Origin of the sequence: Nocardiopsis rhodophaea (assembly GCF_039530945.1) — a bacterium.
Taxonomy (GTDB): Bacteria; Actinomycetota; Actinomycetes; order Streptosporangiales; family Streptosporangiaceae; genus Nocardiopsis_C; species Nocardiopsis_C rhodophaea.
In genome coordinates, this window is record NZ_BAAAPC010000032.1 from 1 (window position 1) to 26980 (window position 26980).

General features: G+C 67.5%; 26 protein-coding genes and 1 CRISPR repeat array (1 of these 27 cut by a window edge). Of the genes, 13 read left to right on the plus strand and 13 right to left on the minus strand.

From position 1 onward, the window contains the following. Window positions 1-183 precede the first annotated feature (183 nt). Together ABD259_RS24510 and thiC are read left to right on the plus strand one after the other, a co-directional pair. Window positions 184-1047 (plus strand): SOS response-associated peptidase, encoded by an 864-nt coding sequence (locus tag ABD259_RS24510; protein ID WP_344101476.1) that lies wholly within the window; start codon window positions 184-186, stop codon window positions 1045-1047. Window positions 1048-1352: 305 nt separating this feature from the next. Continuing rightward, the gene (thiC, locus tag ABD259_RS24515) at window positions 1353-3017 is read left to right on the plus strand and encodes a phosphomethylpyrimidine synthase ThiC (protein WP_344165561.1); all 1665 of its coding nucleotides are present in this window, start codon (window positions 1353-1355) and stop codon (window positions 3015-3017) included. 897 nt (window positions 3018-3914) lie between these two features. On the opposite strand, the gene ABD259_RS24520 is transcribed toward thiC, so the two are convergent. Beyond that, complete coding sequence (locus ABD259_RS24520) at window positions 3915-4781, minus strand: methyltransferase domain-containing protein (protein ID WP_412759360.1); 867 nt, start codon at window positions 4779-4781, stop codon at window positions 3915-3917. A 393-nt stretch (window positions 4782-5174) separates the two neighbouring features. Here ABD259_RS24520 and ABD259_RS24525 point away from each other — a divergent pair, with 393 nt between their 5' ends. The 6 genes from ABD259_RS24525 to ABD259_RS24550 all read left to right on the plus strand — a co-directional run bounded on the left by ABD259_RS24525 (window position 5175) and on the right by ABD259_RS24550 (window position 10435). Then, complete coding sequence (locus tag ABD259_RS24525; protein ID WP_344101472.1) at window positions 5175-5819, plus strand: sigma-70 family RNA polymerase sigma factor; 645 nt, start codon at window positions 5175-5177, stop codon at window positions 5817-5819. Then, on the plus strand, window positions 5816-6106 hold the full coding sequence (gene rsrA, locus ABD259_RS24530; protein ID WP_026125516.1) for a mycothiol system anti-sigma-R factor: 291 nt from the start codon (window positions 5816-5818) through the stop codon (window positions 6104-6106). The genes ABD259_RS24525 and rsrA overlap by 4 nt, the downstream gene beginning before the upstream one ends. A gap of 946 nt (window positions 6107-7052) precedes the next feature. Continuing rightward, window positions 7053-8405: an HD-GYP domain-containing protein gene (locus tag ABD259_RS24535; RefSeq protein WP_412759359.1), complete on the plus strand. Its 1353-nt coding sequence runs from the start codon at window positions 7053-7055 to the stop codon at window positions 8403-8405. After that, window positions 8402-9712, plus strand: coding sequence for an HD-GYP domain-containing protein (locus tag ABD259_RS24540; RefSeq protein ID WP_344101471.1), 1311 nt, complete (start codon window positions 8402-8404; stop codon window positions 9710-9712). Before ABD259_RS24535 ends, ABD259_RS24540 begins: the two co-directional genes overlap by 4 nt. An 84-nt stretch (window positions 9713-9796) precedes the next feature. Continuing rightward, window positions 9797-10009, plus strand: coding sequence for a biotin/lipoyl-binding carrier protein (locus ABD259_RS24545; protein ID WP_344101469.1), 213 nt, complete (start codon window positions 9797-9799; stop codon window positions 10007-10009). Window positions 10010-10051: 42 nt separating this feature from the next. Continuing rightward, complete coding sequence (locus ABD259_RS24550; protein WP_344101467.1) at window positions 10052-10435, plus strand: thioesterase family protein; 384 nt, start codon at window positions 10052-10054, stop codon at window positions 10433-10435. Window positions 10436-10574: 139 nt separating this feature from the next. On the opposite strand, the gene ABD259_RS24555 is transcribed toward ABD259_RS24550, so the two are convergent. Both ABD259_RS24555 and ABD259_RS24560 read right to left on the minus strand, forming a co-directional pair. Beyond that, the gene (locus ABD259_RS24555; RefSeq protein ID WP_344165564.1) at window positions 10575-12236 is read right to left on the minus strand and encodes an acetolactate synthase; all 1662 of its coding nucleotides are present in this window, start codon (window positions 12234-12236) and stop codon (window positions 10575-10577) included. Window positions 12237-12380: 144 nt separating this feature from the next. After that, entirely contained in the window at window positions 12381-13124 is a 744-nt protein-coding gene (locus ABD259_RS24560) for a GntR family transcriptional regulator (protein WP_344101463.1), read from the minus strand. Window positions 13125-13220: 96 nt separating this feature from the next. Between ABD259_RS24560 and ABD259_RS24565 the strand changes: the two genes are divergently transcribed. Beyond that, window positions 13221-14783 (plus strand): sensor histidine kinase, encoded by a 1563-nt coding sequence (locus ABD259_RS24565; protein ID WP_344101461.1) that lies wholly within the window; start codon window positions 13221-13223, stop codon window positions 14781-14783. Between the two features lie 168 nt (window positions 14784-14951). Here the strand turns inward: ABD259_RS24565 and ABD259_RS24570 are convergent, their stop codons facing one another. Then, entirely contained in the window at window positions 14952-15209 is a 258-nt protein-coding gene (locus tag ABD259_RS24570; RefSeq protein ID WP_344101459.1) for a WhiB family transcriptional regulator, read from the minus strand. Window positions 15210-15547: 338 nt separating this feature from the next. Further along, a complete protein-coding gene (locus ABD259_RS24575) occupies window positions 15548-16483 on the minus strand; it encodes a diacylglycerol/lipid kinase family protein (protein ID WP_344101457.1) in 936 nt (311 codons plus the stop codon). Between the two features lie 39 nt (window positions 16484-16522). On the opposite strand from ABD259_RS24575, the gene ABD259_RS24580 reads away from it, so the two are divergent. Next, window positions 16523-16933, plus strand: a complete 411-nt coding sequence (locus ABD259_RS24580) for a hypothetical protein (RefSeq protein WP_344101455.1) — start codon at window positions 16523-16525, stop codon at window positions 16931-16933. 179 nt (window positions 16934-17112) lie between these two features. Here ABD259_RS24580 and ABD259_RS24585 read toward each other — a convergent pair whose 3' ends face one another. From ABD259_RS24585 to ABD259_RS24610, 6 genes are all read right to left on the minus strand, one after another. After that, entirely contained in the window at window positions 17113-17871 is a 759-nt protein-coding gene (locus tag ABD259_RS24585; RefSeq protein ID WP_193373645.1) for an RNA polymerase sigma factor SigF, read from the minus strand. A gap of 41 nt (window positions 17872-17912) precedes the next feature. Then, the gene (locus ABD259_RS24590) at window positions 17913-18338 is read right to left on the minus strand and encodes an ATP-binding protein (RefSeq protein WP_344101453.1); all 426 of its coding nucleotides are present in this window, start codon (window positions 18336-18338) and stop codon (window positions 17913-17915) included. A 149-nt stretch (window positions 18339-18487) separates the two neighbouring features. Next, window positions 18488-18973 carry a GNAT family N-acetyltransferase gene (locus ABD259_RS24595; RefSeq protein ID WP_344101451.1) on the minus strand — a complete coding sequence of 162 codons (486 nt, stop codon included), beginning with the start codon at window positions 18971-18973 and terminating at the stop codon, window positions 18488-18490. Window positions 18974-19139: 166 nt separating this feature from the next. Continuing rightward, window positions 19140-19892, minus strand: a complete 753-nt coding sequence (locus ABD259_RS24600) for an amino acid ABC transporter ATP-binding protein (RefSeq protein WP_344101795.1) — start codon at window positions 19890-19892, stop codon at window positions 19140-19142. 104 nt (window positions 19893-19996) lie between these two features. Continuing rightward, window positions 19997-20863 carry an amino acid ABC transporter permease gene (locus ABD259_RS24605; protein WP_412759366.1) on the minus strand — a complete coding sequence of 289 codons (867 nt, stop codon included), beginning with the start codon at window positions 20861-20863 and terminating at the stop codon, window positions 19997-19999. A gap of 110 nt (window positions 20864-20973) precedes the next feature. Beyond that, window positions 20974-21918 (minus strand): ABC transporter substrate-binding protein, encoded by a 945-nt coding sequence (locus tag ABD259_RS24610; protein ID WP_344101449.1) that lies wholly within the window; start codon window positions 21916-21918, stop codon window positions 20974-20976. Window positions 21919-22281: 363 nt separating this feature from the next. Between ABD259_RS24610 and ABD259_RS24615 the strand changes: the two genes are divergently transcribed. Further along, entirely contained in the window at window positions 22282-23487 is a 1206-nt protein-coding gene (locus ABD259_RS24615) for an NAD(P)-dependent malic enzyme (RefSeq protein WP_412759358.1), read from the plus strand. A 224-nt stretch (window positions 23488-23711) separates the two neighbouring features. Here ABD259_RS24615 and ABD259_RS24620 read toward each other — a convergent pair whose 3' ends face one another. Beyond that, window positions 23712-23912 carry a DUF397 domain-containing protein gene (locus ABD259_RS24620; protein ID WP_344101447.1) on the minus strand — a complete coding sequence of 67 codons (201 nt, stop codon included), beginning with the start codon at window positions 23910-23912 and terminating at the stop codon, window positions 23712-23714. A gap of 12 nt (window positions 23913-23924) precedes the next feature. Further along, window positions 23925-24821 (minus strand): helix-turn-helix domain-containing protein, encoded by an 897-nt coding sequence (locus ABD259_RS24625; RefSeq protein ID WP_344101445.1) that lies wholly within the window; start codon window positions 24819-24821, stop codon window positions 23925-23927. A 278-nt stretch (window positions 24822-25099) separates the two neighbouring features. Between ABD259_RS24625 and ABD259_RS24630 the strand changes: the two genes are divergently transcribed. Then, a complete protein-coding gene (locus tag ABD259_RS24630; RefSeq protein ID WP_344101443.1) occupies window positions 25100-25567 on the plus strand; it encodes an ATP-binding protein in 468 nt (155 codons plus the stop codon). A 32-nt stretch (window positions 25568-25599) separates the two neighbouring features. Continuing rightward, on the plus strand, window positions 25600-26568 hold the full coding sequence (locus ABD259_RS24635; protein WP_344165567.1) for a zinc-binding dehydrogenase: 969 nt from the start codon (window positions 25600-25602) through the stop codon (window positions 26566-26568). A gap of 84 nt (window positions 26569-26652) precedes the next feature. Beyond that, window positions 26653-26980: a CRISPR direct-repeat array (repeat unit 28 nt; unit sequence CTGCTCCCCGCACGCGCGGGGATGGACC) (it continues 66 nt past the right edge of the window).

The following is a 26980-nucleotide window of genomic DNA, read 5'->3' on the forward strand; positions in this document are numbered from 1 at the left end:
CAGCGAGATGATCTGCTCGCGGTACTCCGGCGGGTAGGCGGGTCGGGTCTTGGGCACGTTGATCTCCTCGTTCAGTGACAAAGTATCCGAAAGCGGACACCTGTCCACCGAACCGAAGCAACATCAGTGCTCCGCAGGTCGTCGACCCGTCATGTCACTGGTCGGATGTAATACTTACTCACCATGTGTGGCCGTTATGCCCAGGCGCGAAACCAGCACGAGCTTCAGCTCGCCTTCGACCTTCCGGAGATCGACGAGGCGGTCGAGGCGGCGCGTGACGCTCGCTCCTGGCCCCCGCTGGAAGAACTCCAGCCCGACTACAACATCGCGCCGGGCAAGTCCGTCTACGCCGTGCTCGGCACACCGCCCGGCGAGGCCGGGCGCGGCGCGCGCCCCACAGGGCCGCAGTACCTGCGCACGCTGCGCTGGGGGCTGGTGCCATCGTGGGCGAAGGACGTCAACGTCGGCTACAAGATGATCAACGCCCGTGGCGAGACCGTCGCTGAGAAGCCGGCTTTCCGGGCCGCGTTCAAGCGGCGGCGCTGCCTCCTGCCGGCCGACGCCTATTACGAGTGGCAGCTGATGCCCGACGAGGCACCGGGCGCGTCTGAGCCCGGTACGTCCCCGTCCACCGACCCCGGCCACAAGCGGCGCAAGTCCAAGTCCAAGAAGCGCCCTTTCGCTGTCCGCTACGCCGACGGCTCCCCGCTCGCCCTCGCCGGTCTCTTCGAGCGGTGGCGCAACCCCGAGCTCCCGGAGGATGACCCGGACGCCTGGCTGTGGACCTGCACGGTCGTCACCACCGAGGCCGCCCCGGAGCTGGAGCACATTCACGAGCGGATGCCGATCGTCGTCCCACGCGATGCCTGGGACACCTGGTTGGACCCAGCCTCCGGCATCGCCGATCTCCAGCACGTCATGGCCTCGACCCCCGTTCGCGATTTCGACATCCACCAGGTGGGGACCGCCGTCAACAGCGTCCGCAACAACGGTCCTGAGCTGCTGGAACCGGTGCAGGAAGACTCCGAGCCAGGGACCCTGTTCTAGCCGGTTCGGGCGCACTGACCGACCGGGGGCGGCCGGTGCGCCATGGGGCCAGGGGTGGAAACCCCGCACACGCCATGGGTATGGTGGCCCCGGTCATAGGGTCCGTGTTCGCGTTTGCGCGATCGCGTCGTGCCGGCTTCGCGGGTACGGCGGTCGATCGTCGCGGCGAAGAACACGGTCGACAAAAAATGAAGAACCGCGGGAGCTCGCGCCTTGGCGGGCTGAGAGGGCGGCTGTCGCCAGAAGGGGACGGTGCCGCCGACCGCAGAACCTGTTCGGGTAATTCCGGCGTAGGGAGGCGTGCCTTGACGGCGCTTGACGACCGTAGTGTCCAACCCACCGTGACCTCCGGCCCCATCATGGGCTCGGAAAAGGTGTACCTGGAGGTTGACGACCCCGCTTCGGGGCGGAAGCTCAAGGTCCCGCAACGGCGGGTGGGACTCAGCAACGGCAGCCACATCGACCTGTACGACACCTCGGGTCCGTACACCGACTCCTCCGCGACCATCGACGTGCATGCCGGGCTCGCCCGGACACGCGAGGCGTGGATCAACGACCGCGAGCCCATCAACGGCGCGGTCACCCAGCTGGCCTACGCGAAGGCCGGCGTCATCACCCCGGAAATGCGGTTCATCGCCGCGCGCGAGGGCATGGACCCGGACTTCGTCCGGTCCGAGCTCGCCATCGGGCGGGCGATCATCCCCGCGAACCGTCGACACCCGGAGTCCGAGCCGATGATCATCGGCAAGAACTTCCTCGTGAAGATCAACGCCAACATCGGCAACTCCGCCGTCACCTCCTCGGTCGCCGAGGAGGTGGAAAAGATGGTGTGGGCCAGCCGGTGGGGCGCCGACACGATCATGGACCTGTCCACCGGCAAGCGCATCCACGAGACGCGCGAGTGGATCATCCGCAACTCCCCGGTGCCCGTCGGCACCGTCCCGATCTACCAGGCGCTGGAAAAGGTCAACGGCGACCCGGCTGCGCTGTCCTGGGAGATCTACCGCGACACCATCATCGAGCAGGCCGAGCAGGGCGTGGACTACATGACCGTCCACGCGGGTGTGCTGCTGCGCTACGTCCCGCTCACGGCGAAGCGGGTCACCGGCATCGTGTCGCGTGGCGGCTCGATCATGGCCGCCTGGTGCCTGGCCCACCACAAGGAGAGCTTCCTCTACACGCACTACGAGGAGCTGTGCGAGATCTTCCGCGAGTACGACATCACGTTCTCGCTGGGCGACGGGCTGCGGCCGGGCTCCATCGCCGACGCCAACGACGAGGCGCAGTTCGCCGAGCTGCGCACGCTGGGCGAGCTCACGCACATCGCGCGGGAGCACGACGTCCAGGTGATGATCGAGGGCCCCGGCCACGTACCGATGCACAAGATCGCCGAGAACGTGCGGCTCGAAGAGGAGCTGTGCGGCGAGGCCCCGTTCTACACGCTGGGGCCGCTGGCGACCGACATCGCGCCCGGGTACGACCACATCACCTCGGCCATCGGTGCGGCGCAGATCGGCTGGTGCGGCACGGCGATGCTCTGCTACGTGACGCCCAAGGAGCACCTCGGCCTACCCAACCGCGACGACGTCAAGACCGGCGTCATCACCTACAGGCTCGCCGCCCACTCCGCCGACCTGGCGAAGGGGCACCCGAGGGCACAGGAGTGGGACGACGCTCTGTCCCAGGCCCGCTTCGAATTCCGCTGGCAGGACCAGTTCCACCTGGCACTCGACCCAGAGACCGCCCAGGCCTTCCACGATGAGACCCTCCCGGCCGAACCGGCCAAGACCGCGCACTTCTGCTCCATGTGCGGGCCGAAGTTCTGCTCGATGAAGATCTCGCAGGACGTCCGCAAGTACGCGGAGGAGAACGGCCTGTCCACGGTGGAGGCCATCGAGAAGGGCATGCAAGACAAGTCCGAGGAGTTCGCAGAGCAGGGCAAGCGCGTCTACCTGCCGATCGCTGACTAGTACTTGCTGGCACTGGCCTAAGGTCTGGTGAGCCGGGGCAGCGTTTGACTCCAGGGTCGAACGCTGTCCGCCCGACCGGACGACTACGGAGAGGGCCGGTGCGGCGCCAGTGGGCGCCGCACCGGCCCGATATCTTCGTCCGATTCCGATCCAACCTGCGTATGGAGACTCCTGACTCATTCAGGCCGCTGCAAGAGTTGCCACGTCTCCGTTTTGGACTCTCCTGGGGCCGTCACGGTCAGGGTTTCACCGTCCGGACCGAGGGTCACAGTCACAGTCGGGAGCGGAACGACGCACTCGGTGTATGTGATGACGTAGGCATCCCCAAAGGGCTCGATGGTTCCCCTACAGGTGAAGGGGCCCTGGTTCACGGAGACTGTTCCGCCTCGCAAGATGAATACCGTCGTCAAGCTGCCGTCTTCACTCTCGGAAGGCGCCTTCCACAGGCCGAACAGCCGAGGGTCGAGATCCTCTGTGCCAGACCCGTCACCGGTCTGGGTGGTTCCTGTCGGCCCCGGTGGGGTGGGGACAGGCGCGTCGACGTCGGGCTCATCAGGGGCCTGAGGGGTGACCGACGGGCTTGGGGAGGGGGACTCGGGGGTGGGGGAGGGCGACTCGGATGCAGCGGAATCCGACGTCTCGGTTGGCTCCGGATTCCCGCAGGCGGAGGCGGCACAGAGCGCCGCCACGGCCAGAGCGCGCACCAGAGGGTTCTTCATTTATGTCCTTTAATCGGGGCATTTAGAACCCTCTGATCCTGCCGTATACAGGACGCCGTCTGCATCGCCGCCTTGATGGCCACATGGCCGCGCTTGTCGGGCTTACAGCCGCCGACATGCAATAACGCGAGGCGTTAGCCTCGCGTTATGTGCTTTGGGGCAGGTTGTGGTCGTCGTCTCACGCGGCATCGACCGGCTTGCGGGCGCTGGCTAGCAGGTGGACGCCGACATAGTCGTCGGATTCTGATGCTTTGAGTTCCATGTCGACCAGCCGGTTCAGTGCCCTCGGGTCGCCGTTCACCATCATCTCCACCGTGGACGCCGACAGCACGGTACGCGGCTTGATCCACTCCAGCTCCAGCCCCACCTCGGTCAACAGCTCGGACAGCTGTTCCGCTGTGAAGCACCGCGTGATGGACCCGTCGGGCCACGGGACGAGGAGCACGTCGGCCTTGGGAGCGAAGCTCAGCTCTGGCCAGCAGTCCTGTTCGGCCAGCAGGGCCATCCCCAGCACAACAGAGTCGACGGACAGTAGCGTGCGGCCACCCGGGCGCAGTACGCGCTCGATCTCGGCCAGCGACGTCTCGGTCGCGAGGTGCTGGGAGAGGATGCGGTTGTCGGCGATGACACCGTCGAAGACGTTCGACGCGAAGCTCGGTAGCAGCGTGGCGTCCCCGACGACCGGGCGGAGTCGTCCGGGGGTCTGTCCGCGCTGGGCTGGGGCGTGGCCGTTGACCAGAGTCAGCGGGCGTCGCACGGATCTCTCGACTCTGGGCAGGAGTGGGATGACGTCGTGCCCGGCCGCGACGGCGCGCTGGGCGCCGGGAAAATCCGGGTGCGACATATCCAGGATCAATCCGGGGGTCCGGGGGAGCCAACGGGCCAGCTGGGCGTCGGCTACGGCCCAGTAGAACCGCCAGTAGGCGGTCAGCGAGTCAGTGGTGGAGAAATGTGCCGCGGGGGATCGGATCGACTGGGGATCCGCCGCGGTGTCGGCGGACGGGGGCTCCGGCACACGGGCTGCGGAACTGGAGGACGGTCGCACGCACGCTCCTCTCCCACGTCTGATGTTGAGGGTTTACCCGTACTCTTCCACGGCTCACCTCCCCGGATTCAGCCGTCGGAGGAAGTCGCGGGGAGTCATCGGATGTATCGGACCGGCTGTGGGACGGAATCAGTGAGCGGTGCCCATTGTTGGCACCGACATCACCGCCAGCCCGGCCGCCCCCGGGTCGGCTGCCGCTCCGTGGCCCGGCAGCTCCGAGTACGGCCTGATAAGGACAGTAAAGGCAGGTCCATGCCCAGCGCCAGCGCTTGCTTGCTGAAAGATCGCCCCGACTCGTCGCCCCCGGGTTCAAGCGTGCGTCCCGCTGCTCCGGGGTCGTATCGTGAGGCTACGGTTGCCCCACGAGATGCCAGCACAAGGAGGCAGGCGGGTTTGAATCAGGGCCAAGAGACTATCGAGGATCGAGGAGCGCGGTTCGAGCGGGACGTACTCCCGTTCTTGGACCAGCTGTACTCGGCCGCGTTGCGGATGACCCGTAACCCGTCCGACGCCGAAGATCTCGTCCAGGAGACGTTCGCCAAGGCATTTGGTTCGTTCCACCAGTTCAAGGAAGGGACCAACCTTAAGGCGTGGCTCTACCGGATCCTCACCAACACCTTCATCAACTCCTACCGCAAGAAGCAGCGGGAGCCGAAGCAGGCGGGGACCGAGGACGTCGAGGACTGGCAGCTTGCACAGGCGGCGTCGCACACCTCCTCTGGGCTGAAGTCCGCTGAGGCCGAGGCGCTGGAGCACCTTCCCGACAGTGACGTCAAGCGCGCGCTGCAGGAGCTGCCGGAGGACTTCCGGATCGCGGTCTACCTGGCGGATGTCGAGGGCTTCGCCTACAAGGAGGTCGCCGAGATCATGGACACCCCGATCGGGACCGTGATGTCGCGTCTGCACCGGGGGAGACGACAGCTCCGTACGCTCCTTGAGGAGTACGCGGTTGACCGGGGCGTCCTCTCGCCGGAAGGCGCCGGGTCCGAGGCTATGGAAGCGTCAACTGGTGGGGCACGTCGGAGGGACCAACGATGATGTGCGGAAAACCGCACGCTACGCCTTGTAGCGAAGTATTGGCCAAGGTGTACACATACATCGATGGCGAGCTCGCAGAGTCCAACTGCGACGAGATTCGACAGCACCTCGACGAGTGCGGACCGTGCCTGGAGGAGTACGGCCTTGAGGAGGCCGTGAAGAAGCTGGTCGCCAAGCACTGCGGGTGCGACCCCGTTCCCGGTGACTTGCGCGAGAAGGTGCTGCACCGACTCGCGGCGGCGCAGAAGGAGCAGGAAGCGCGCGAGACGGGCGTCGGGGAGGCGTAGCGCGCGTAGGGGAAATGGAGCCGCGGTCGGTCCGTTCGGGCCAGGGAGAGCTACGGCAGTGCCTTCCGGAACCGGCTCCTGCTCTGTTTCCGCCCGCCCAGCCCGTGCCCCGGCGCGCTTCCGCACGTGGTTCCGGCCGTGCCCTGTACCGTTCCGGGGGCCGTGCCGATTCCACCGCTCCCCACGGACACCTCACGCTGCGGATCCCGGCGAAGCGGTGGATGAGGGGACATGACACAGCGGTCGATGACATCGGCCGCTGTTCACTTTTATAGGAGGACATGTCCAGGAATGTCCTTCAAACATCATCTGACAGCCACGGTGATGGCCACAGTCGGGTTTTTGGACACGGAATCGTTTCGCCGCGTGTCGGGGCACGTCATTGACACGCCCGGTGGCGTCATTGCTTTTCGTGGTCGAAAAGTGACTCGGATATAGTGCGCCGATACGGTTGTCGCATGTGAACGCCTGTTACATAGGGTGAAGGAAGCCGTCCTTCGTGGGGCGGGTGTGGTTCGGGAGCCACTGCGGTGCGGAGATTTTGCGGCCCGCCAAGTCAGCAAAAGGATTGCGGAGAGTGACTTTCGCGAGCTACGAATTTAAATCGTATTTCCGCAGTTTGAAACCCGAGTAGTGGGGGTTTCTCGCAGTTGTCGCGCTGTTCGGGTTGGGGAAATCGATAGCGCTTCAAGGTCCGTTAAACTGAGCAGTCATATCCGCCGTATGGGGGTATATTCGCGCCGCGCCCGGGGGAGATTCAGGGGGTGCGCGGTGCTGAAGCTCCGGAGAGGACGGTAGGCCGTGACTTTGCTGATCGCGAAACTGACGTACCTGGTTTTCGTAGCGGGGTGGCTCGTCACCCATGTCGGCGGGTGGTCCTGGTGGTAGAACGGAATCGATGAAATCATGACGGTTCGGTCGGCATCGGGGCGGGAGGTACCGGGAATTGCGTTCGCTTCCGGGAGCGGCGCGGTTGTACGTCGGCCTCGTCGTCCTCAGCGCCGCCGCAGTACTGCTGCACGGTCCCTACGCGGGGATCGATCCGGCCACGCTGATCCTGCTCGCCGTCCTGTTCGTGGTGGCCGAGTCCATCGGCACGATGGTCGTCTCGGGGAAGACGGGCCTCTCACCGAGCTCGTCGGTCTCCCTGGCGGCCGTCGTGCTGGTCGGCCCGATCGGGGCGGCCGTGGTCGGCTTCTCCTCGTGCTTCGTCGTCTTCCGTCGGCAGAACCTCGTCAAGCGCTTGTTCAACGGCGCCCAGTTCGCCCTGGCCGGTTACGCGGCCGGCCACATCTTCCAGCTTCTCGGCGGTCGGATGGGCATCCCCGAGGGCGGTGACTTCCCGCTCATCGTCCTGCCCTTCACCGTCGCGATCCTCACCCACACCGTGGTTAACAGCGCCCTCGTCGGGGGCCTCATGTGGTGCCTGGGCGCTGTGCACATCCAGCGCCCTCGCCGGGTGCGCTGGCGCCCGCTGGCCAGCCTCGAACTGTCGTCGGTCGGCTACGGCATGCTCGGCCTGTTCATCGCCGCCATCTGGGGCGCGGTCGGCGCGTTCGCCGTGCTCCTGGTGCTGCTGCCGCTGTTCATCGCACGTTGGACGTTCGACCAGTACATCGCCGAGCAGAAGGCGCACGACGCCACTCTCGCCACGCTCTGCCAGGCGGTGGAGACCAAGGACTACTACACACGGGGCCACTGCATGCGCGTCGCCAAGGCCGCCGTGATGATCGCCCAGGAACTGGGCATGCATGCTGAGCGCGTGCACACCATCCGCTACGCCGGGATGCTGCACGATGTGGGAAAGCTCGGCGTCCCGACGAAGGTCCTGCAGAAATCCGGGCGCCTGACGGAGGAGGAGTACGCCGCTATCCAGTTGCACCCGATGCGTGGGTACGAGATCGTCCGGGAGATCGGCTTCCTGGACGAGGCGCTCGCCGGGATCATGCACCACCACGAGCGCATGGACGGCGGCGGCTACCCGATGGGGCTCTCCGGCGAGGACATCCCGGAGTTCGCCCGTATCCTTTCGGTGGCCGACGCGTTCGACTGCATGACGTCCACCCGCTCCTACCGCAAGGCGCGCTCGATCGGTGAAGCCATCGCGGAGCTGCGCCGATGCGCCGGTCCGCAGTTCGACCCGGTGATGGTCGACGCCCTGATCGCCGCCGTGGCCCGTGACGGGTGGCAGGCGCCCGACGCGGTAGAGCCGCCCGATGACGACCTCGCCGAGGTAGCCCAGCAGGACCATGACGACCCCAGCGTTCCGCTGCGGGTCGCGGGGGAAAGTGACGAATGATCCTGCAACGGAGGCCCGAAGTGGAGGGGACGGCGATACGGCATCGGGGGTGGTCCCCCGGCCGTATCGACCCTGCGCGGGCGCTGCTCATCACGGCGGCGGGCGGCTGCGCCGTCGGCTCGCTGATCTGGACGCTGCTCGTCGGCTTCGTGGAGCCGCATGCCGCCCTCGCGTTCGGTGTGCTCATCGCGGCCGGTGAGCTGGCCCGCATCACCCTGCCCGGACACCGGGAGGTCGCGCCGATCGCCTCCGCCGGAGCCATCGGTTACGCGTTCCTGCTGAGTATCGGCGGCGTGATGGTGACCCACTCCGCGTGGCAGGTCATCGCCGTCGTCACGCTCGGAGTGGCGCTCGGCGAGCTGCCGCACATCGCGGTCGGCCGTGAGCCGCGCTGGAGCGACCTCGCGCGCCGCGTGCTCATCGTCGAGATCACCGCGTTGGTGTTCCGGCCCTTTGTGCACGAGGTGCCGCCCGACCCCGACAACTGGTGGCTCATCGTGGCCGTGATGACCGCCCTGGTCGCCGCGGCCTGGCTGATCGACGCCGCCATCGCGGCCGCCATCCGCGCCGAACGGCTGCACACCCGCCTCAGCGTCGCGTTCGGTGACGAGCTGCGGGCGCAGTTCGCGATCGGCATGGCGATCGGCTCCTCCGGCGTGCTCATCGCGCTGGCCAGCACCGTGACGGGGCTGGTGGGGCTGCTGGTGTTCACCGCGCCGCTGCTGGTCACGCAGGTGGCCTTCCGCCGCTTCGCCGAGATTCGACTCACCTACCTGCAGACCGTGCGCTCGCTGTCCCGTGTGACGGAGGTCGGGGGATATGTGGAGACCGGCCATTCCCGGCGCGTCAGCCGCCTGGCCCGGTTGATCGGGTGCGAGCTGGGCATGCGCGAGTCGGAGCTGCTGGAGCTGGAGTACGCGGCGCTGATGCACGATATCGGGCAACTCTCGCTGCGCGACCCGATCGCAGGCGGCGCCACCGTGCTGGCCTCGCCGCGCGAGCAGCGGCGCATCGCCGAGCTGGGGTCGGCGGTCATTCGCGAGACGGGTGTGCTCGACTCCGTGGCCGAACTGGTCCGCCGTCAGTGCGAGTCCTGTGAGGGCGATGGCGACGACGGTCCGCCGCCCCTGGGCAGCCGGATCATCAAGGTGGCCAACGCGTTCGACGACCTCGTGGGGGAGTCGAAGGACGAGGACCGGATCAAGGCTGTCCTGCAGCGGCTGCGGATGGACGCGGGGCGCGAGTACGACGCTGAGGTGGTAGCAGCCGCGGCCCGGGTACTCGAACGCGCCCGCGCTCGCCGATGACCAGGATTGTTACCGGTGGGTACTGCCGTAGGATCTGTCCCCGTTCGAGAAGAATCACCCTCAAGGGAAGAAAAGGGGCACACCATGGCTGAGATCCGCGCGGAGATGGTCGCCAACGTGTTCAAGGTGACAGCGGCCCCGGGCGACAAGGTCGACGCCGGTGCGACCCTGTTCATCCTCGAATCGATGAAGATGGAGATCCCGGTCCTGACGGAGGAGCCGGGCACCGTGTCCAGCATCGACGTTGCCGAGGGAGACGTGGTCCAGGAGGGCGACCTGCTCGCCGTCATCGAGTAGCGGATCGCGGGCGCCGGTGCGCCATCGGATAGTTTCTCCGGCATGACCATCAGCGAGGGACTACACGGCACGGCCGAGCTCGTGGTGACCGACAACGAGACCGCCATCGCCCTTGGCAGCGGCGACGTTCCTGTATTGGGGACCCCGCGAGTGCTGGCATTGGCAGAGGAGGCGACCGTCGCCGCCGTGGCCGGACACCTGGACGAGGGCTACACGAGCGTCGGCACCAAGGTCGCCCTGTCGCACACCGCCCCCACTCCTGTCGGCGCGCGAGTTCAGGCGACTGCTGTCCTCAGACAGGTCGATGGCAAGCGCCTGGAGTTCGACATCGCCGTCACCCAGGACACTCACACCATCGCGGAAGGGTCGGTAGCACGGGCGATCGTGAACCGCGATCGCTTCCTTGCCACCGCACAACAGCAGTGACACGGGAGTACGAGAACGCAACGCTCCATATCGTCACAGGTCATTTGCTTTCAACCCCGCCCGCGCGGGAATGGACCGCGAACGAGGGTGAGCTGGGTAGCTCGCAGTTCCTAAGCCCCGCCCGTGCGGGGGACGAACCCTAGACCCCCATGGTCTTGCGCGGGTAGACGTTCTCCGGGTCGGTGGCGATGTTGACCAGGTAGGGGACCCCCGAGTCGAAGGCCCGCCGCAGGGCTGGGGCGATCTCCGCCGGCTTGGTGACGAGTTCGCCTCCCCCACCCAGAGCCTGAACCACCTGGTCGTAACGGGTCTGCGGGTTGAGGTCCGCGACGACGTCGTAGCCGTAGAGCATCTGCATCGGGGCCTTCTCCAAGCCCCAGATGCCGTTGTTGCCGCAGACCATCACCACGGGCAGCTTGTGGCGGACGAGGGTGTCGACGTCCATCAGAGAGAATCCCGCGGCGCCGTCACCGAGCAGCGTCACGACCTGTGAGGACGGGCGGGCGAGGCGGGCGGCGATGGAGTAGCCCATGCCCGTTCCCAGACATCCGAAGGGACCGGGGTCGAGCCAGTTGCCGGGTTGCTTGGGTTCGATGTACTTGCCCGCGTAGGAAACGAAGTCTCCGCCGTCGCCGATGACCACGGCGTCGTCATCCAGCACCTTGTTCAGTTCGCCGTAGATGCGCGCCGGGTGGATCGGGTCGGCGGTGCTGGCCAGGGCCTCGGCGTCGGCTGCTACCGCCGCCTGGGCCGTCTCAGTTAGCGTCGTGCGCCACGCCTCCACAGTGCCCGAGGGCTTCGTGGCGTTGCCGATTCCGTGCAGCACCTGCGCTAGGTCGCCCGATGCCGTCCCGGCCAGCGTCAGGTGGGTCGCGATCTGCTCGGGGGAGTCCGCGATGTGGACGACCTTGGCCAGCGGTGCGCCGTCCTTTCCGCCGAACAGGCCGTGGCCGAGGCGGAAGTCCAGCGGGGTCCCGACGACCACCACCAGGTCGGCTCCGCCGAAGGCGGCGCCGCGTGCCCGTGTGGCCAGCAGCGGGTGTCCGGCCGGGAGGACCCCGCGTCCCTGGCCGTTGGTGATGACCGGGATTCCCAGCGCGTCCGCGACCTCCAGTGCCACCTTCTCGGCGCCGTCGATCCATACGTCGGATCCGAAGACGAATAGTGGCCGCTCCGCCTCGCTGATCAGGCGGGCGATATGCGCGACCGACTCGGGCTCGGGTGTTCGGTCCGCTGGGGGTCGATACCCGTCGAGATCGACCGCGGCCTGATCGTAGAGCCGGTCCATTGGCATGTCGAGGAAGACCGGGCCGCGGTGGGCGGTGTTGGCGAGGTGGCAGGCCTCGTCCATGGTCGCCGCGATGCTGTCCGTGGCGTGCACGGTCTCGGCACGCTTGGTGATCGGGGTGAGCAGCGGGGGCTGGTCGAGTTCCTGGAGCAGGCCCTGCCCCCAGCGGCCGTCCGGGGCGCGTCCGCCGACCACGACCAGCGGTGAGCCGTTGAAATGGGCCGTCGCAATGCCGCTGACGACGTTGGTCACGCCCGGGCCGGCGGTCACCACCGCCATCCCGGCCCGCCGCGTGAGCTTGCCGATGCCCTCGGCGCCGAACACAGCCGTCTGCTCGTGCCGCACGTCGAGGAGGCGCATGGTCGGCTCAGGCTGCACCGCCCCGTCGTAGAGGGGGAACACGTGCCCGCCGCTCAGAGTGAACATCGTGTCGATGCCGTGGTGGCGGGCCACCTCCACCGCGTGCCTGCCGCCATGCCCGCTGATGCGGCCGGTGAACGGGGACGTGCTCATCTACGCGTCACTCTCCTCGGACGTGTGGGGCGTTCCGGAGAAACTGAAATTACCGGTCAGTAAACCAGTGGCGTGACGTATCGCACAACCCGCCGGAACGGACACATTCCGGCGGGTGGCGTCTTCTCCGAACTGCCCCCCTGCTTACTCCTCGCGCGGCGGGCGCAGGCGGGTGACGAACTTGTACCGGTCCCCCCGGTAGAGCGAACGCACCCACTCCACGGGGTTCCCCTCGGCGTCGAAGCTGTGCTGGCTGTGCAGCACCAGCGGCAGACCGACATCGACGCCCAGCAGCCGGGCCTCGTTCGGGGTGGCCAGGACGGTCTCGATCGTCGCCTCGGCCTCCGCCAGCCGGACGTCGTAGGCGCTGGCCAGCGCCTCGTACAGCGACGCGTAGCGGTCCAGCTGCCGCCGCAGCCCGGGGAACCGGCGCGCGGCCAGGTGGGCCGTCTCCACGGCCATCGGTTCGCCGTTGGCGAGCCGCAGCCGTTCGATGCGGAGCACGCGCCCGCCCGACCGGATCGCCAGTAGCTCGGCGAGTTGGTCGTCGGCGTTGATGTAGCTGACGTCCAGGATGCGGGTGGCCGGGTGGAGCCCGTGCGCCCGCATCTCCTGGGTGTAGCTGGTGAGTTGCAGCACCTGCGCGACCTTGGGTTTGGCGACGAATGTCCCCTTGCCCTGGATCCGCAGGAGCCGGCCCTCGACGACCATCTCTGTGAGGGCCTGTCGCACCGTGGTCCGTGATGTACCGAACTGAGTCGCGAGCGCGCGTTCGGGGGGCACCGGGTTCCCGGCGGGCATGGTTTCGATCAGTTCCAGAAGTAGCTTTTTGACCTGGTAGTACTTCGGAACCCGGGGGCCGTCTTCGAGTGTGCGCTGACCCGTCACGTCGGTATCCTCCACCGCTTTCCCGGCCATCATTGGTTTGGACCACTGGTCGAGTCCATCCCTTGAGTATGCCCCCATCCGTGGGATGATTTGTGAGTGCCTCACCTCAGTGATCTCATAAGGCGCTACACAGCGCTCAAGACGGCGGACCTCGAATGGTTCCACTCGCTGGTCTCCGACTGGCAGCTGCTGGCTGACCTCTCCTTCGCTGACCTGGTCCTCTGGGTCCGCCTGCGGGACGACAACGGCTGGGTCGCCGTCTCCCAGATGCGACCGACCACTGGTCCAACCGCGTTCCAGGACGATCTCGTGGAGACCGTGCTGCGCGACGATGTGTCGGAGGTCGCCAACGACAACGTCCAGTCCCGGCTGGGCGGCCGAAAAGCGCTGATCGACCGTGCCTGGGACGAGGGCCGGATCTGTCGCGAGGGCGATCCCGACTGGTCGGGCGGGGTTCCCGTGCGTGAGGAGACCATTCCGGTCCGCCGCGAGGGGAAGCTCATCGCGGTCATCCAGCGCAGCACCAACCTCAGCTCCGCGCGCACGCCCAGCCGCCTGGAGCTCACCTACCTGCAGAGCGCTGGTGACCTGGCCCAGATGATCTCCGAGGGGGAATTCCCGTTCAGCGACCAGGGGCCGCTGATGGTGCGCTCGCCGCGCGTCGGCGACGGCCTGCTCCGCCTCGACCAGGACGGGGAAGTGGTCTACGCCAGCCCGAACGCGTTGTCGGCCTACCGGCGTCTCGGTCTGACGGCCGACCTGGTGGGCGCACGGCTGGACCGCACCACCCTGGACCTGGCCGCCGCGGCCGGGGGAGATCCCCGCGACGAGTCACTGACCTGGACCGCCAGCGGGCGCGTCCCGCAGGAGTCCGAGGTGGAGGCGCGCGGCTCCACGGTCCAGCTCCGCTCGATACCGCTGGTGACCGGGGGAGTGCGGGCCGGAGCGCTGGTCATGGTCCGCGACGTCACCGAGCTGCGCCGCCGCGAGCGCGAGCTGATGACCAAGGACGCCACCATCCGTGAGATTCATCACAGGGTGAAGAACAACCTGCAGACGGTGGCGGCGCTCCTCCGCCTGCAGTCTCGGCGGCTGAACATCCCGGAGGGGCGCGCGGCCCTGGACGAGGCCGTGCGCAGGGTCGGCTCGATCGCCATTGTGCACGAGATGCTCTCGCACACCCCCGACGAGGTCGTGGACTTCGACGACATAGCCGACCGGGTGATCGAGATGGCGGCGGAGGTCTCCTCCACCGGCGCCATGGTGCACCCGCGCCGCGTCGGCAACTTCGGGCTGCTGTCCGCGCTCGTCGCGACCCCGCTGTCGATGGTCCTGGCGGAGCTGGTGCAGAACGCGGTCGAGCACGGGCTGAAGCAGGAGCAAGGCAGAATCGAGGTCCGTGTGCGCCGCGATGACCCCACCGGTGTCGAGGACCACCCCGGACAGCTGTTCATCGAGGTCATCGACGACGGAGGCGGGCTTCCCGCCGACTTCGACGTCGACGGCACGACCAACCTCGGCCTGCAGATCGTGCGGACCCTCATCATCGGGGAGCTCGGCGGCAGCCTGGAGATCAAACCGCGCGAGAGTGGCGGGACCCGGGTCGCGATCGAAATGCCGCTGGAGAGCGAGGTGCAGCCCTACCGCTGGGACCAGTGAGCGCACGCGTGGCCGCCCCGCGGACGCGGGCGCTGGCGCGCCGCGCCGCCGTGGGGTGGTCGTTCATGTCTTCCGCGGCCCGCGAATAGGCGCTGCCGCGGAGATGTACTGGCCCGGCAGATGTGGGTGTGGCGCGGAAGCGACCGCGCCCAGAGGCTTCGGGTGGATCTAGAGTGCGGTGCGGAGCATCGGACGCGCGGTGCGTCGGCGCTTGAGCGCCCGGCGCTCGTCCTCGCTCATGCCGCCCCACACACCTCCGTCCTGCCCGGACTCCAGTGCCCACTGCAGGCACGAGGTGCTGACCGGGCAGCGCCCACACACCTCTTTGGCCTCTTCGATCTGGATCAAAGCCGGCCCGGAATCCCCGATCGGAAAGAACAGCTCGGGGTCTTCGTCACGGCAGGCTGCGTGGTGGCGCCAGTCCATGCGGGGCAACTCCTCACGGTGAGGCGAACTGGGGTGTGCGACTCGTGAACGCATTCACTTGCTTCGGCGCCCGACTTGGAGGCACGCCATCGTCGGCCCCCGGGTACGCCTGCGCACTCGCCCAACGGGTTCGTTGTCGGTGTGATCCGCGGGCTGTGGACGGCTCTGCGTCGGGCCGTCCGACCTCGGAATCATCCGCTTTACTCGCCCGTAACGTGCGGCGATATTTTTGACTCTGACAGGGATGGTCCGACCACGCAAGAGCGACGGTATATCATCCTCACGGATGCCGTGTCGCGTGCGTCACAACGCCGCTCACCTGCGGATTCACCCCGGTATTAACCGATCATTCGTAATGCCTTCGGTATCGAGTGGAAGTTGACCCGTTTCCGCATCCCGAGGTATTCCCCATCAATCTGAAACGCCCGCTCCCGGCGCGCGGTGATGGTGAGCGACGGTTGATCGTGCCACGTCACGTATCCGCGCCCGTAGGGGGCCAACCCCTTGTGCGACATCATGCGGCGCAACAACCGCGCCACCCGCAGCGTGTGCAGCTGGGTCAGCGCGAAGGCGTCGAGTCCGAGTTCGAACCGTGAGCGCGGGGTCGGCTGGACGGGGACAGACCCGGCATATGTCCACGGTGTCGTGTTCGTGACCAGCGCAAAATACAGATCGCTGACGGGGTCGTGCCCGGGAACCTCTACGGTCAGCCCGGGATCGCGGATGGTGTCCTGCATGAAGAGCTTCGTCGCGATCGAGATGTACAGCGCGGGGGAGGCGCGCCGTCCTGCCCGGCGCTGCCGTTCGACCTCGCGCACCACGTCAGCGTCCCAGCCGACCCCCGCGCAGAACGTGAAATAGCGGTCGTCCTGGTCGCTGGTGATCCGCCCGAGCCCCACCGTGCGGTTGCGTCCGGACCGCAGCCCCTCCAGCACCGCGCCGGTGGCCTCGACCGGGTCTGTCGGCAGGCCCAGCGCGCGGATGAACACGTTGGCGCTGCCCCCGGGCAGCGCCGCGTAACTCGGCCGGGTCAGCTCCGGCGGTGTCGACAGCAGTCCGTTGACCACCTCGTTGACGGTGCCGTCGCCGCCGAGGCTGATGACCAGCTCGTAGCCGTCGGCCGCCGCGTCTCGGGCCAGTTCGCGGGCGTGATCGCGGTATTCGGTGACCGCGACCCGCAGATCGGCATCGCGGGCGATAGCGCCGACGATCACGTCGCGGGATCGGGGGGTGGTCGTGGTCGCCTGGGGGTTCACGATGAAGAGGGCACGCACCCGGTCAGTCTAGTGATGCGGGCAGGGCTAAGCTGGAACGTGTCTTCCCGCCCCATCACCATCACCCTCGCCGCCGCGCTGCAAGCCCTGATCGGGCTGGCCGTGGCCATCGAGGGCTGCTACGTCCTGGTCGGCACCCTGCTGGGCCGCGCGTTCGACGCCACGCAGGCGCTGCCGCTCGCGGTGTTCGCGCTGCTGGCCGCCGCCGCGCTCGGTTACGTCGCCTGGGGCCTGTACCGGCTGAACGACTGGGCGCGCACACCGGTCGTCGTCACCCAGATCTTCGTTCTGGTGATCGCCTACTACATGTGGACCAGCCAGCAGTACGCGATCAGCGCCGCCCTCGCCGTGGTCGCGGTGGCCGCTCTTGCCCTGGTGCTGTCCCCGCCCACGACCGCCACGCTCTTCCCCGACAACGAGAGCTGGCAGAACAAGCGGGGGCGGCAGTAGGCCGAGCCCCGGGGCGGGATCGGTGGGAACGCCGAGTTGGTGCGGACGCCGCGCGGACGCCCGCGGCGCCGTCCTCATACACCGAATCCATCCGAACGACCGACGGCCCCGCGCCCCGGAGAAGTCCGGGCAGCGGGGCCGTTCGACGCGGTTCCGGCGCTGTGGTCGGCCGCGGGTCATCAGTCGTCGGTGGTGAGCGCCTGCCGGAGCTGCGCCAGCGTGCGCGCCAGCAGCCGGGAGACGTGCATCTGCGAGATCCCCAGTTCCTGAGCGATCTGCGACTGGGTCATGTTGCCGAAGAAGCGCAGCAGCAGGATGCGCTTCTCGCGTGGCGGAAGCTGCTCCAGCAGCGGCTTGAGCGATTCGCGGTACTCGACGCCCTCCAGCGAGTCGTCGACGATGCCCAGCGAGTCGGCCACGGCCGGGGCGTCCTCGTCGCCGCTGTCGGGAGCGTCCAGTGACACCGTGGAGTAGGCGTTGGCGGACTCCAGGCCCTCCAGCACCTCTTCCTCGGACATCTGCAAGTGTTCGGCCAGCTCGTGCACCGTGGGTGCGCGGCCCTCGCGCTGGGACAGGTCGCTGACCGCCTTGGTCAGCGACAGCTTCAGCTCCTGCAGCCGACGCGGGACGCGGACCGCCCATCCCTTGTCGCGGAAGTGCCGCTTGATCTCCCCGACGATGGTGGGCGTCGCGTAGGTCGAGAACTCCACGCCGCGGTCCAGGTCGAACCGGTCGATCGACTTGATCAGGCCGATCGTGGCGACCTGGGTGAGGTCGTCGAGCCACTCCCCGCGGTTGCGGAAGCGCCGCGCGAGGTACTCCACGAGGGGCAGGTGCAGCTCCACAAGCTCGTCGCGGATGCGCTGCCGCTCGGGAGAGTCCTCGGGAAGCTCGCTCAGGCGCTCGAACAACTCTCGTGCGCGGGCACGGTCCGGCACCGCGTGCTCCGTTTTCGCCGTCAGAGCGGGCCCCCTTTCGCTCACGCCGACTCCACCTGGCCGCGTCGTTTGTGCAGGACGATCGAGACCCGGTCGTCCGGACCGGAGGTGGCGTCGACCTCTCCCGCCAGCGCGGACAGGACCGTCCACGCGAACGTGTCGCGTTCGGGCAGGCGGCCGTCGGCGGTCAGAACCGACACCGAGATGCGCATCCCGTCGCCGGTGAGTTCGAACTCTGTCGTCAGGTCGGTCCCGGGAAGCGCCTGGGAGAGGAGCATCGCGCAGGCCTCGTCGACCCCGATGCGCAGGTCCTCGATCTCATCGAGGGTGAAATCCAGCCGGGCCGCCAGGCCGGCGGTCGCCGTGCGCAGGACAGAGAGGTACGCGCTGTCGGCCGGCATCTTGACGGTCACAGCGTCCCGTACATCCGTGGCGCCCGACAACGGCGCGGCGGTTTCTTCGGTCACGTCCCTCCTTCGGGAAGTGGGATTGCCGCTTGAGAGCAATCTATCTTGTTTCTGCATGGTCCCGGTGCACACGGTCACATACGTGTCATCCGTCCAGACCTTCCGGCCGGTGGTGTGCATGTCCGCGCGTCGGCCATGGATCTCCTACCTCAGCGGCTCCCGAGCTCCGTGAGGCTCTCGCCGGCCAGCCGGTACACCGTCCATTCGTCCATGGGTACGGCGCCGAGGGACTTGTAGAAATCGATTGACGGCGTGTTCCAGTCCAACACCGACCACTCAAGCCGTGTGTAGCCCCGGTTGACGCAGATGGCGGCGAGTTCGGCCAGGAGCGCCTTGCCGTAGCCGTGCCCGCGGTACTCGGGGCGGACATAGAGGTCCTCCAGGTAGATCCCGTGCTTGCCGGTCCACGTGGAGAAGTTGCGGAACCACAGAGCGAATCCCGCGGCGGTGACCGAGCCGTCGGGGTTGGTGTGTTCGGCGATGTGGGCGAAGACCGCCGCGTCCGGCCCGAACAGGGCGTTGGCGAAGTCCTCCTCGGTCGCCACGGCGGCGTCCGGTTCCTTCTCGTACTCGGCGAGGTCGCGCACGAGCCGGTGGATCGTCGGGATGTCGTCGGGACGGGCGGGGCGGATCACGGTGCTCCTCGAAGGTGGGGCGAGTGGTGTGCGGCCGGGTCGACCGCCGGGTCCGATGGAACCGTTACCTGCTCGCCCCACGCTACCCAGTTCGACGGATCGGCGATCACATCGATCCGAACCGATCCCGCATCGATCCACGCCGGTGACGGGGTGGGAACTTTCTCTACAGCACCCGCGACAGGAACGCCTTGGTGCGCTCCTCACGCGGATTGGCCAGCACCTCGCGCGGCGGGCCGGACTCGACCACGACACCGTCGTCCATGAAGACCAGCGAGTCGCCCACCTCGCGGGCGAAGCCCATCTCGTGGGTCACCACGACCATGGTCATGCCCTCCTCAGCGAGGTCCTTCATGACCGCGAGCACCTCGCCCACCAGCTCCGGGTCCAGCGCGCTGGTGGGTTCGTCGAAAAGCATGAGGTCGGGTTCCATGGCCAGGGCTCGGGCGATGGCGACGCGCTGCTGCTGACCGCCGGAGAGCTGCCGGGGGTAGGTGGGTGCCTTCTCGGCCAGGCCCACCCGTTCCAGCAGCCGCATCGCCTTGTCCCGGGCCACGGCCCGCTTCTCGCGGTTCACCTGGACCGGTGCTTCCATGACGTTGCCCAGCACCGACATGTGCGGGAACAGGTTGAAGTTCTGGAACACCATGCCGATGCCGCGCCTCTGCGCCGCCACCTGGCTGTCGTGCAGCTCGTAGAGCTTCCCGCCTTTCTGCCGGTAGCCCATGAGCTGACCGTCCACCCACAGCCGACCGCTGTCGATCTTCTCCAGGTGGTTGATGCAGCGCAGGAAGGTGGACTTGCCCGAACCCGAGGGGCCGACCACGCACATCACCTCGCCGCGCCGCACCTCCAGATTGATGCCGCGCAGCACGTGCAGGCGCCCGAAGTGCTTGTGCACGTGCTCGGCGACGACCATGCGGTCGTCAACGGAACCGGGATCAGTGCCGGGATCACTGCCGGGGGAGGTGCCGGACCCGGCCACGGGCCCGGTTCCCGTGCCGGCCGGCGTCGTGTCCTGTGTCAATTCCCCGCCTTGGTCTCGATCGCCTTCAGTTCGGCCTGGGCCTGCCGGTCGCCCTTGGTGAACGACCGCTCCAGGAAGTACTGGCCGACCATGAACAGGCTCGTGATCGCCAGATACCAGATGCACGCGGCCACGAGCATCGGGAACGCCTGGAAGGTGCGCGCCCCAATGTTCTGCAGCTGGAAGAACAGCTCGGTGGTCACCGGGACGAAGGCAACCAGCGCTGTGTCCTTCAGCATCGCCACGGTCTCGTTGCCCGTCGGCGGGACGATCACCCGCAGCGCCTGGGGCAGCGTGATCCGCCGCATCACTTGGAAGTGCCGCATGCCCAGCGCCTGGGCGGCCTCGGTCTGGCCCTTGTCCACGGACTGCAGCCCCGCGCGCACGATCTCGGCCATGTAGGCGCCCTCGGACAGTGCCAGGGCGAGCAGACCCGCCATGAACCCGCTGAGGAACGTGCGCGCGTCGATGCTGAAGATCGTCGTGCTGTAGCCGTCCAGCCCCAGCAGCGGGAGCCAGTACATGTCGAAGGGCAGCCCGAACGACACGGTCGCGTACAGGATCCCGAGGTTGCCGAAGAGCACCGCCAGCACCAGGCGCGGAACCGCCCGGAAGAACCAGGTGTAGGTCCAGGCGACCGCGGCCAGCACGGGGTTGCCCGACAGGCGCATCAGGGCCAGCACGATGCCCAGGAAAACGCCGATGATCATCGACAGGACCGTCAGGAGGAGGGTGGTCCGCACGCCGATCAGCACCGGTGGGATGAACATGTTGGAGAACATGAACTCCCACTGGAACGCCTCGTTCGTGAACAGCATGTGCACGAACATGGCGACCAGCACCACGATGACGGCGGCCGCCACCCACCGCCCGGGGTGCCGTACCGGAACAGCCTTGACGGGGGTGGGCGGGGCGGTACCCGGTGTGCCCGGGGACAGGGGGGCTTGTTCTGTCGCGCTCACGCCTGACCGTTCTATTCGTCGACGTCCGGATTGACCGCGGGCGTGGTGATCGCGCCCGCTTCCACGCCCCACTCCTCAAGGATGGAGGAGTAGGTGCCGTCCTCGATGAGGGACGTGTAGGCGGCGGCGATCGCCTCGGCCAGCTCGGTGTCGTCCTTGTTGATCACCGCGCCGTACGGAGCGGACTCGTACTGCTCACCGAGGGTCTCCAGCTTTCCGCCGGTCTGCTTGACGGCGTATCCGGCCACGGGCGTGTCTGCCAGAGCCGCGTCGTTCTTGCCGGAGACGACCGACTCCGTGGCGTGCGTCTGCTCTTGGTACTGCTCGATGGTGATCCCGGCCTTGCCATCGTCCACGCACTTCTCGCTGCGCTCCTTGACGTCCTCCACCTGGATCGTGGCCTTCTGGACGGCGACGCGCTTTCCGCAGGCGTTGTCCGGGTCCACCGACTGCGGGTTGCCCTTCTGGGTGAACCACTGGGTTCCGGCCGAGTAGTAGCTGACCATGTTGACCTGTTCGAGGCGCTCCTCGTTGATGGTCACCGAGGACATGCCCACGTCGAACTTTCCGGCCTGCACGCCGGTGATGATCGCGTCGAACGGCGAGGGCTTCCACTCCGTCTCCAGGTCGAGCTTTCCGGCGGCCGCGTCGAGCAGGTCGACGTTGAAGCCGGTGACGGTCTTGCCGTCGGCCTTCATGAACTCGCCCGGCGGGTATTCGGCGTTCACACCAATCACCAGCTTGCCGGCGTCTCTGTACTCCTGGGGCACCATCGCCGCGAGCTCGGCGTCGGCCTCGACCTCCACCTTCGGTGTGGTCTCCTGACCGGCGTCACCGTCGCCGCCGCCACCGCCGCACGCGGTGGCGAACAGGGCGAGGCCGGCGGCGAGTGCTCCCATGCGGTAGATGCGGCCGCGGCGGCGGGCCGCTGGGGCCGGGTGTCCTGCGATGGTCACGGCAGTCTCCTTCGTGCGGCCCGCCACTGTTTGTCGGTGGACGGCCGCGTCCTGTCGGAATCGGAGTTATGGCATCACACAAAAGCCGGGATGACCTGGGCGTACTATCGTGCACAACCCGCCATGTTCCGTGGGTCACCGTTATGAGATGATTGGGTAACGGGTCAACCCCGTGGTATCGGCAGCGCCGCACTCGCATAAGAGCCGAGCGGAGTCCGACTCCCCCGTTTCCACCAAGGTCATGGCCGACCGGATCGGCGGAGTCCCCCCTAGCACCCTGGCCTCCGCGCGCTGACCGGATGTGTACGCGGCCGTTCGTGTCATGGCCGGCATGGACGCGCATGATGACGAGGGGTTTCAACGTTGACCATCGATTCCCACGATTCCCAGACCGAGACCGACCCCCGAACCCAACTGGACCGGGACCCGGCTTTCGCCCTGCACAGGGGCGGCAAGCTCCAGGTCCGATCCTCGGTCGACGTTCATGACCACGAGGGCCTGTCCCTCGCCTACACCCCCGGTGTGGCCCGGGTCTGCAGTGCCATCGCCGACTCTCCGGAGCTCGTCGACACCTACACCTGGAAGAGCAAGCTCGTCGCCGTCGTCACCGACGGCTCGGCCGTGCTCGGCCTGGGCGACATCGGACCCGAGGCGTCCCTGCCCGTGATGGAGGGCAAGTCGCTGCTGTTCCAGCAGTTCGGCGGCGTTGACTCGGTGCCGATCGCACTGTCCTGCCGCGACGTGGACGAGATCGTCGAGACCGTCGCGCGGATGGCACCCTCGTTCGGTGGCATCAACCTGGAGGACATCTCGGCGCCGCGCTGCTTCGAGATTGAGCGGCGGCTGCGGGAGCGGCTGGATATCCCCGTGTTCCACGATGACCAGCACGGTACCGCGATCGTCACCGTGGCGGCGCTGCGCAACGCCGCGCGACTCACCGGACGCACCCTCTCTGACCTGCGAGTTGTCGTCTCGGGTGCCGGGGCGGCCGGTGTCGCGGTCACCAAGATGTTGGTTGAGGGAGGCATCGGCGACATCGCCGTCGCCGACAGCAAGGGTCTCATCTACGCGGGGCGCGAAGGCCTCAACCCGATCAAGGCCGAGCTCGCCCAGATCAGCAACAAGGCCGGCATCAAGGGGTCGATCGAGACCGCGCTGGTCGGCGCGGACGTCTTCATCGGCCTGTCGGCGGGTGAGGTGCCGGAGTCCGTCGTCGCGACGATGGCCAAGGACGCCATCGTCTGCGCCATGGCCAACCCCACCCCGGAGATCCACCCGGATGTCGCACGCAAGTACGCGAGTGTCGTCGCGACGGGACGCAGCGACTTCCCGAACCAGATCAACAACGTCCTCGCCTTCCCCGGGGTGTTCCGCGGCGCGCTGGACGTGCGCGCCAGGGACATCACCGAGGGCATGAAGCTGGCCGCGGCCAACGCGCTGGCGGACCTGGTGGCCGACGACCTCGCCGCCGACTACATCATCCCGAGCACGTTCGACGAGCGGGTGGTCCCGGCGGTCGCGGCGGCCGTCGCGGAGCAGGCGCGCAAGGACGGCGTGGCCAGGGTGTAGTCTCCGAACGTAGTCGTTCGGCTCTTTTCGGTATCCGGTCCGGGCAGGAGGCACCTGCCCGGACCGGCGTCTTTTGGTGCTCGGTACTACGACCGGACGGGGGAATTGCGTCCGGTTCCGGACGGGGGAATTGCGTCCGGTTCCGGACTGGGGAACAAGTCCGGTTGCGTCAGTTCCCTCCCATTGTTCGGCCAGGAGCGGCCGTGCTGCGGTGCGGCGCGATGTCAGAGCCGCTCGCGGGTGGCGGCGCCGAGGAAGGCCGCCCATGCCTCCGATGTGAAGCTCAGGACGGAGTTCTCCGGGGCCTTCGAGTCGCGGACCCGGACCGCGGGCAGTGCGTCGGCCACTTCGACGCACTGCCCGCCTCCGGTGCCGCTGTACGAGCTCTTACGCCAGAGCAGAGGTGTCGGATCAATCGCGGACATGCCGCGCCTCCTTCATGGTTCATCTATACCTGGGGGTTCCTGCCGCCGAAGGCGCCGCTCGACGTCGCTAATGAGCCGTCGGGAACTTACCGGATGCAGCGCAGCGGTACGCAGGTGCTCGAAGGCCACCGTGTAAAAGTGGACCTCCTTCGCCTTTTCTATATAGAGGCTACTGGTCAGGTTTTCCAAATGGACCAAGCGCGGTGCGTAGATGTCCGACTCGGTGAACTCCAGGATGTCAAATGACCCGTTCAATCCTGAATTAGCCCCCCTTTCGAAGGGTAGTATTTGTATGGTGATCTGTGGCCTATTGTCCACTTCGAGAAGGTGCTGAAGCTGGTCAGCCATGACCTTGGGGCCACCAATGTGGCGTTGGAGGACCGATTCGTCCAAAACCACCCATGTGTCCGGTGGGTTGTCCTGGAAAATGAGCTCCCGTCGTCGAATGCGCAATTCTGTCCGGCGGTCGATTTCCTCGGGGTCGGCCGGAGAAGGGTGCGCCTCCAGAAGGGCGCGGGCGTACTCCTCGGTCTGGAAGAGCCCGGGCACGATCTGCGACTGGTAGAAGCGCAGGGTGCTGGCCTCCGGCTCCAGGCCCAGGTACACCTCGAACCGGTCGGGCATGACGTCGCCGTACACGTGCCACCACCCGCGTCGACGCGACTCGCGCGCCAGCGTCACGAGTGTGCGGCAGAGGGCCTCGTCCGTGACTCCATAGAGTTCCAGCAGGTCGCGGACGTCATCGGAGTTCGTCGCGACCAGTCCGCGCTCGATCCGGGAGAGTTTGCTGCCGGACCATGACATGCGTTCGGCGGCTTCCTCTCCGGTCATTCCGGCGTTTTCTCGCAGACGTCGCAATTCCACACCAAGGCGACGACGTCGAACCGTCGGGTTGTTCGCACCGGCCATCAGATCCTCCAAATCGGGGGGTGAGGAGAGGCTGAATCCTAAAGGTGAGCAGGCTACTTGACCTCATCCTTACGGATGGGGTGCGCACAGCCCGATGAAAATTCTGCAAAGCAATTGCAGGAGATGGTCGGCGTGGGCATGATGTTGCGTGGCTCGCGGAGGTTCACTGGCGAGCCCCGACCAGCCACCCCCACCGGATCGAGGGCGGATGAATGATGACGAACACCCCAGTCGTCCACAGCCGCTCGGGGTGTCCCGGGGCCGGGAGACCCCGGACCGTGGGGCGCACGAGCGCCGTTGTCGTCGCCCGGTGCGGATTTCCCGGTGAAGAATGCCAGGTGCGCGAGGCGCGCACCTTTGTGCAGGCCACGCTGGGACTGTGCGTCACGCCAAGCACGGACCTCCTCGATCGCGCGCTGATCGTCGTGAGCGAGCTCGCCTCCAACGCCATCCAGCACACGGCAAGCGGCGAGGACGGTGGGCGCTTCGGTGTGGAGGTGTACCGCCGTCCCGGTGCCATCACCATCGAGGTGCGCGACGAGGGCCCGCGGCGCGGTGGCCCGGAGAGTGAGCCGCACGTGCGGCGCGGACCGATCGACGCCGTCCACGGGCGCGGCCTGGCCATGGTGGAGGCACTGGCCGAGGAGTGGAGCACCCGCCGCCGGGCCGACGGCCGCGTTGTCGGCTGCACCCTGCGTGACGAGCGAGACGGGAGCGAATCGGAGCGGCAGGGGTGGTCGGTGTAGCCCGGCGGACGGTCGATCGTTACTGTCGATGCATGTTCGCAATCACCGCCGCGCGCATCGACAAGGACAACCCGCTGTCCGGCCTGGAAGCGGGCGAGCGCCCCGAGCCCGAGGCTCGGGAGGGCTGGGCCACGGTCACCGTCAGAGCCGCCGCGCTCAACCACCACGACATCTGGAGCCTGAAGGGCGTCGGGCTCACCGACAAACGCTTGCCCATGGTCCTGGGCTGCGACGCCGCCGGAGTCGACGAGGACGGTCGCGAGGTCATCGTGCACTCGGTCATCGGCGACCCCGACGCGGGTGGCGGCGACGAGACCAGGGACCCGCGCCGCTCCCTGCTGTCGGAGGTCTACAACGGCACCTTCGCCGAGAAGGTCGCCGTACCGCGACGCAACCTCGTGCCCAAACCAAACGAACTCTCCTTCGAAGAAGCCGCCTGCCTGCCCACCGCCTGGCTGACCGCCTACCGCATGCTCTTCGAAAAAGCCACCCTGGAACCCGGCTCGACAATCCTGATCCAGGGCGCGGGTGGGGGAGTGAACAGCGCCCTGATCCGCATGGCGAGCGCGGCCGGACACCGCGTCTACGCGACCAGCCGCACCGAGTCCAAGCGGGAGCGCGCCCGCACACTGGGCGCCTTCGCCGCCGTGGAGACAGGGGAGCGGCTCCCGGAAAAGGTCGACGCCGTCTTCGACAACGTCGGCGCCGCGACCTGGGGCCACTCGTTGCGCTCACTGCGCCCAGGAGGCCGCATCATCACCTGCGGCGCCACCAGCGGCGATGCCCCTCCAGCGGAGCTGACGCGAGTCTTCTTCCTCCAGCTTCAGATCATCGGCTCCACGATGGGCACCCGCGACCAACTCCAACGAGTCGCTGAATACTGCGCCCGCACCGGCCTCCGCCCCGAGATCGACCGCATACTTCCACTAGCCGAAGCCAAGGACGGATTCGCCGCGATGGAACAGGGGGACCTCTTCGGCAAGATCGTGTTCACTGCCTGATAGGGGCGGGTGGGAAGAATGTCGGATTCTCGACAAGCTGCAAAAACTGGCATACCGACTGGTTAGATTCCCACGTCAGGAAGACTGCTCCCCGCACGCGCGGGGATGGACCGCCCTACCGGTTGCTGTGCACTGTGTTGGAGCGCTGCTCCCCGCACGCGCGGGGATGGACCCCTGGCCGCCCTCGGACTGCAGGGGCAATGCCGCTGCTCCCCGCACGCGCGGGGATGGACCGAAATCGTGGACCCCCTGGCCTCAGCCAAGGCGCTGCTCCCCGCACGCGCGGGGATGGACCCCCGCCTACTGCGCGAACCCCGCCCACACCGCGCTGCTCCCCGCACGCGCGGGGATGGACCGCCCGGGGAGGTCGGCGTGATCTCCCCGGGCCTCTGCTCCCCGCACGCGCGGGGAT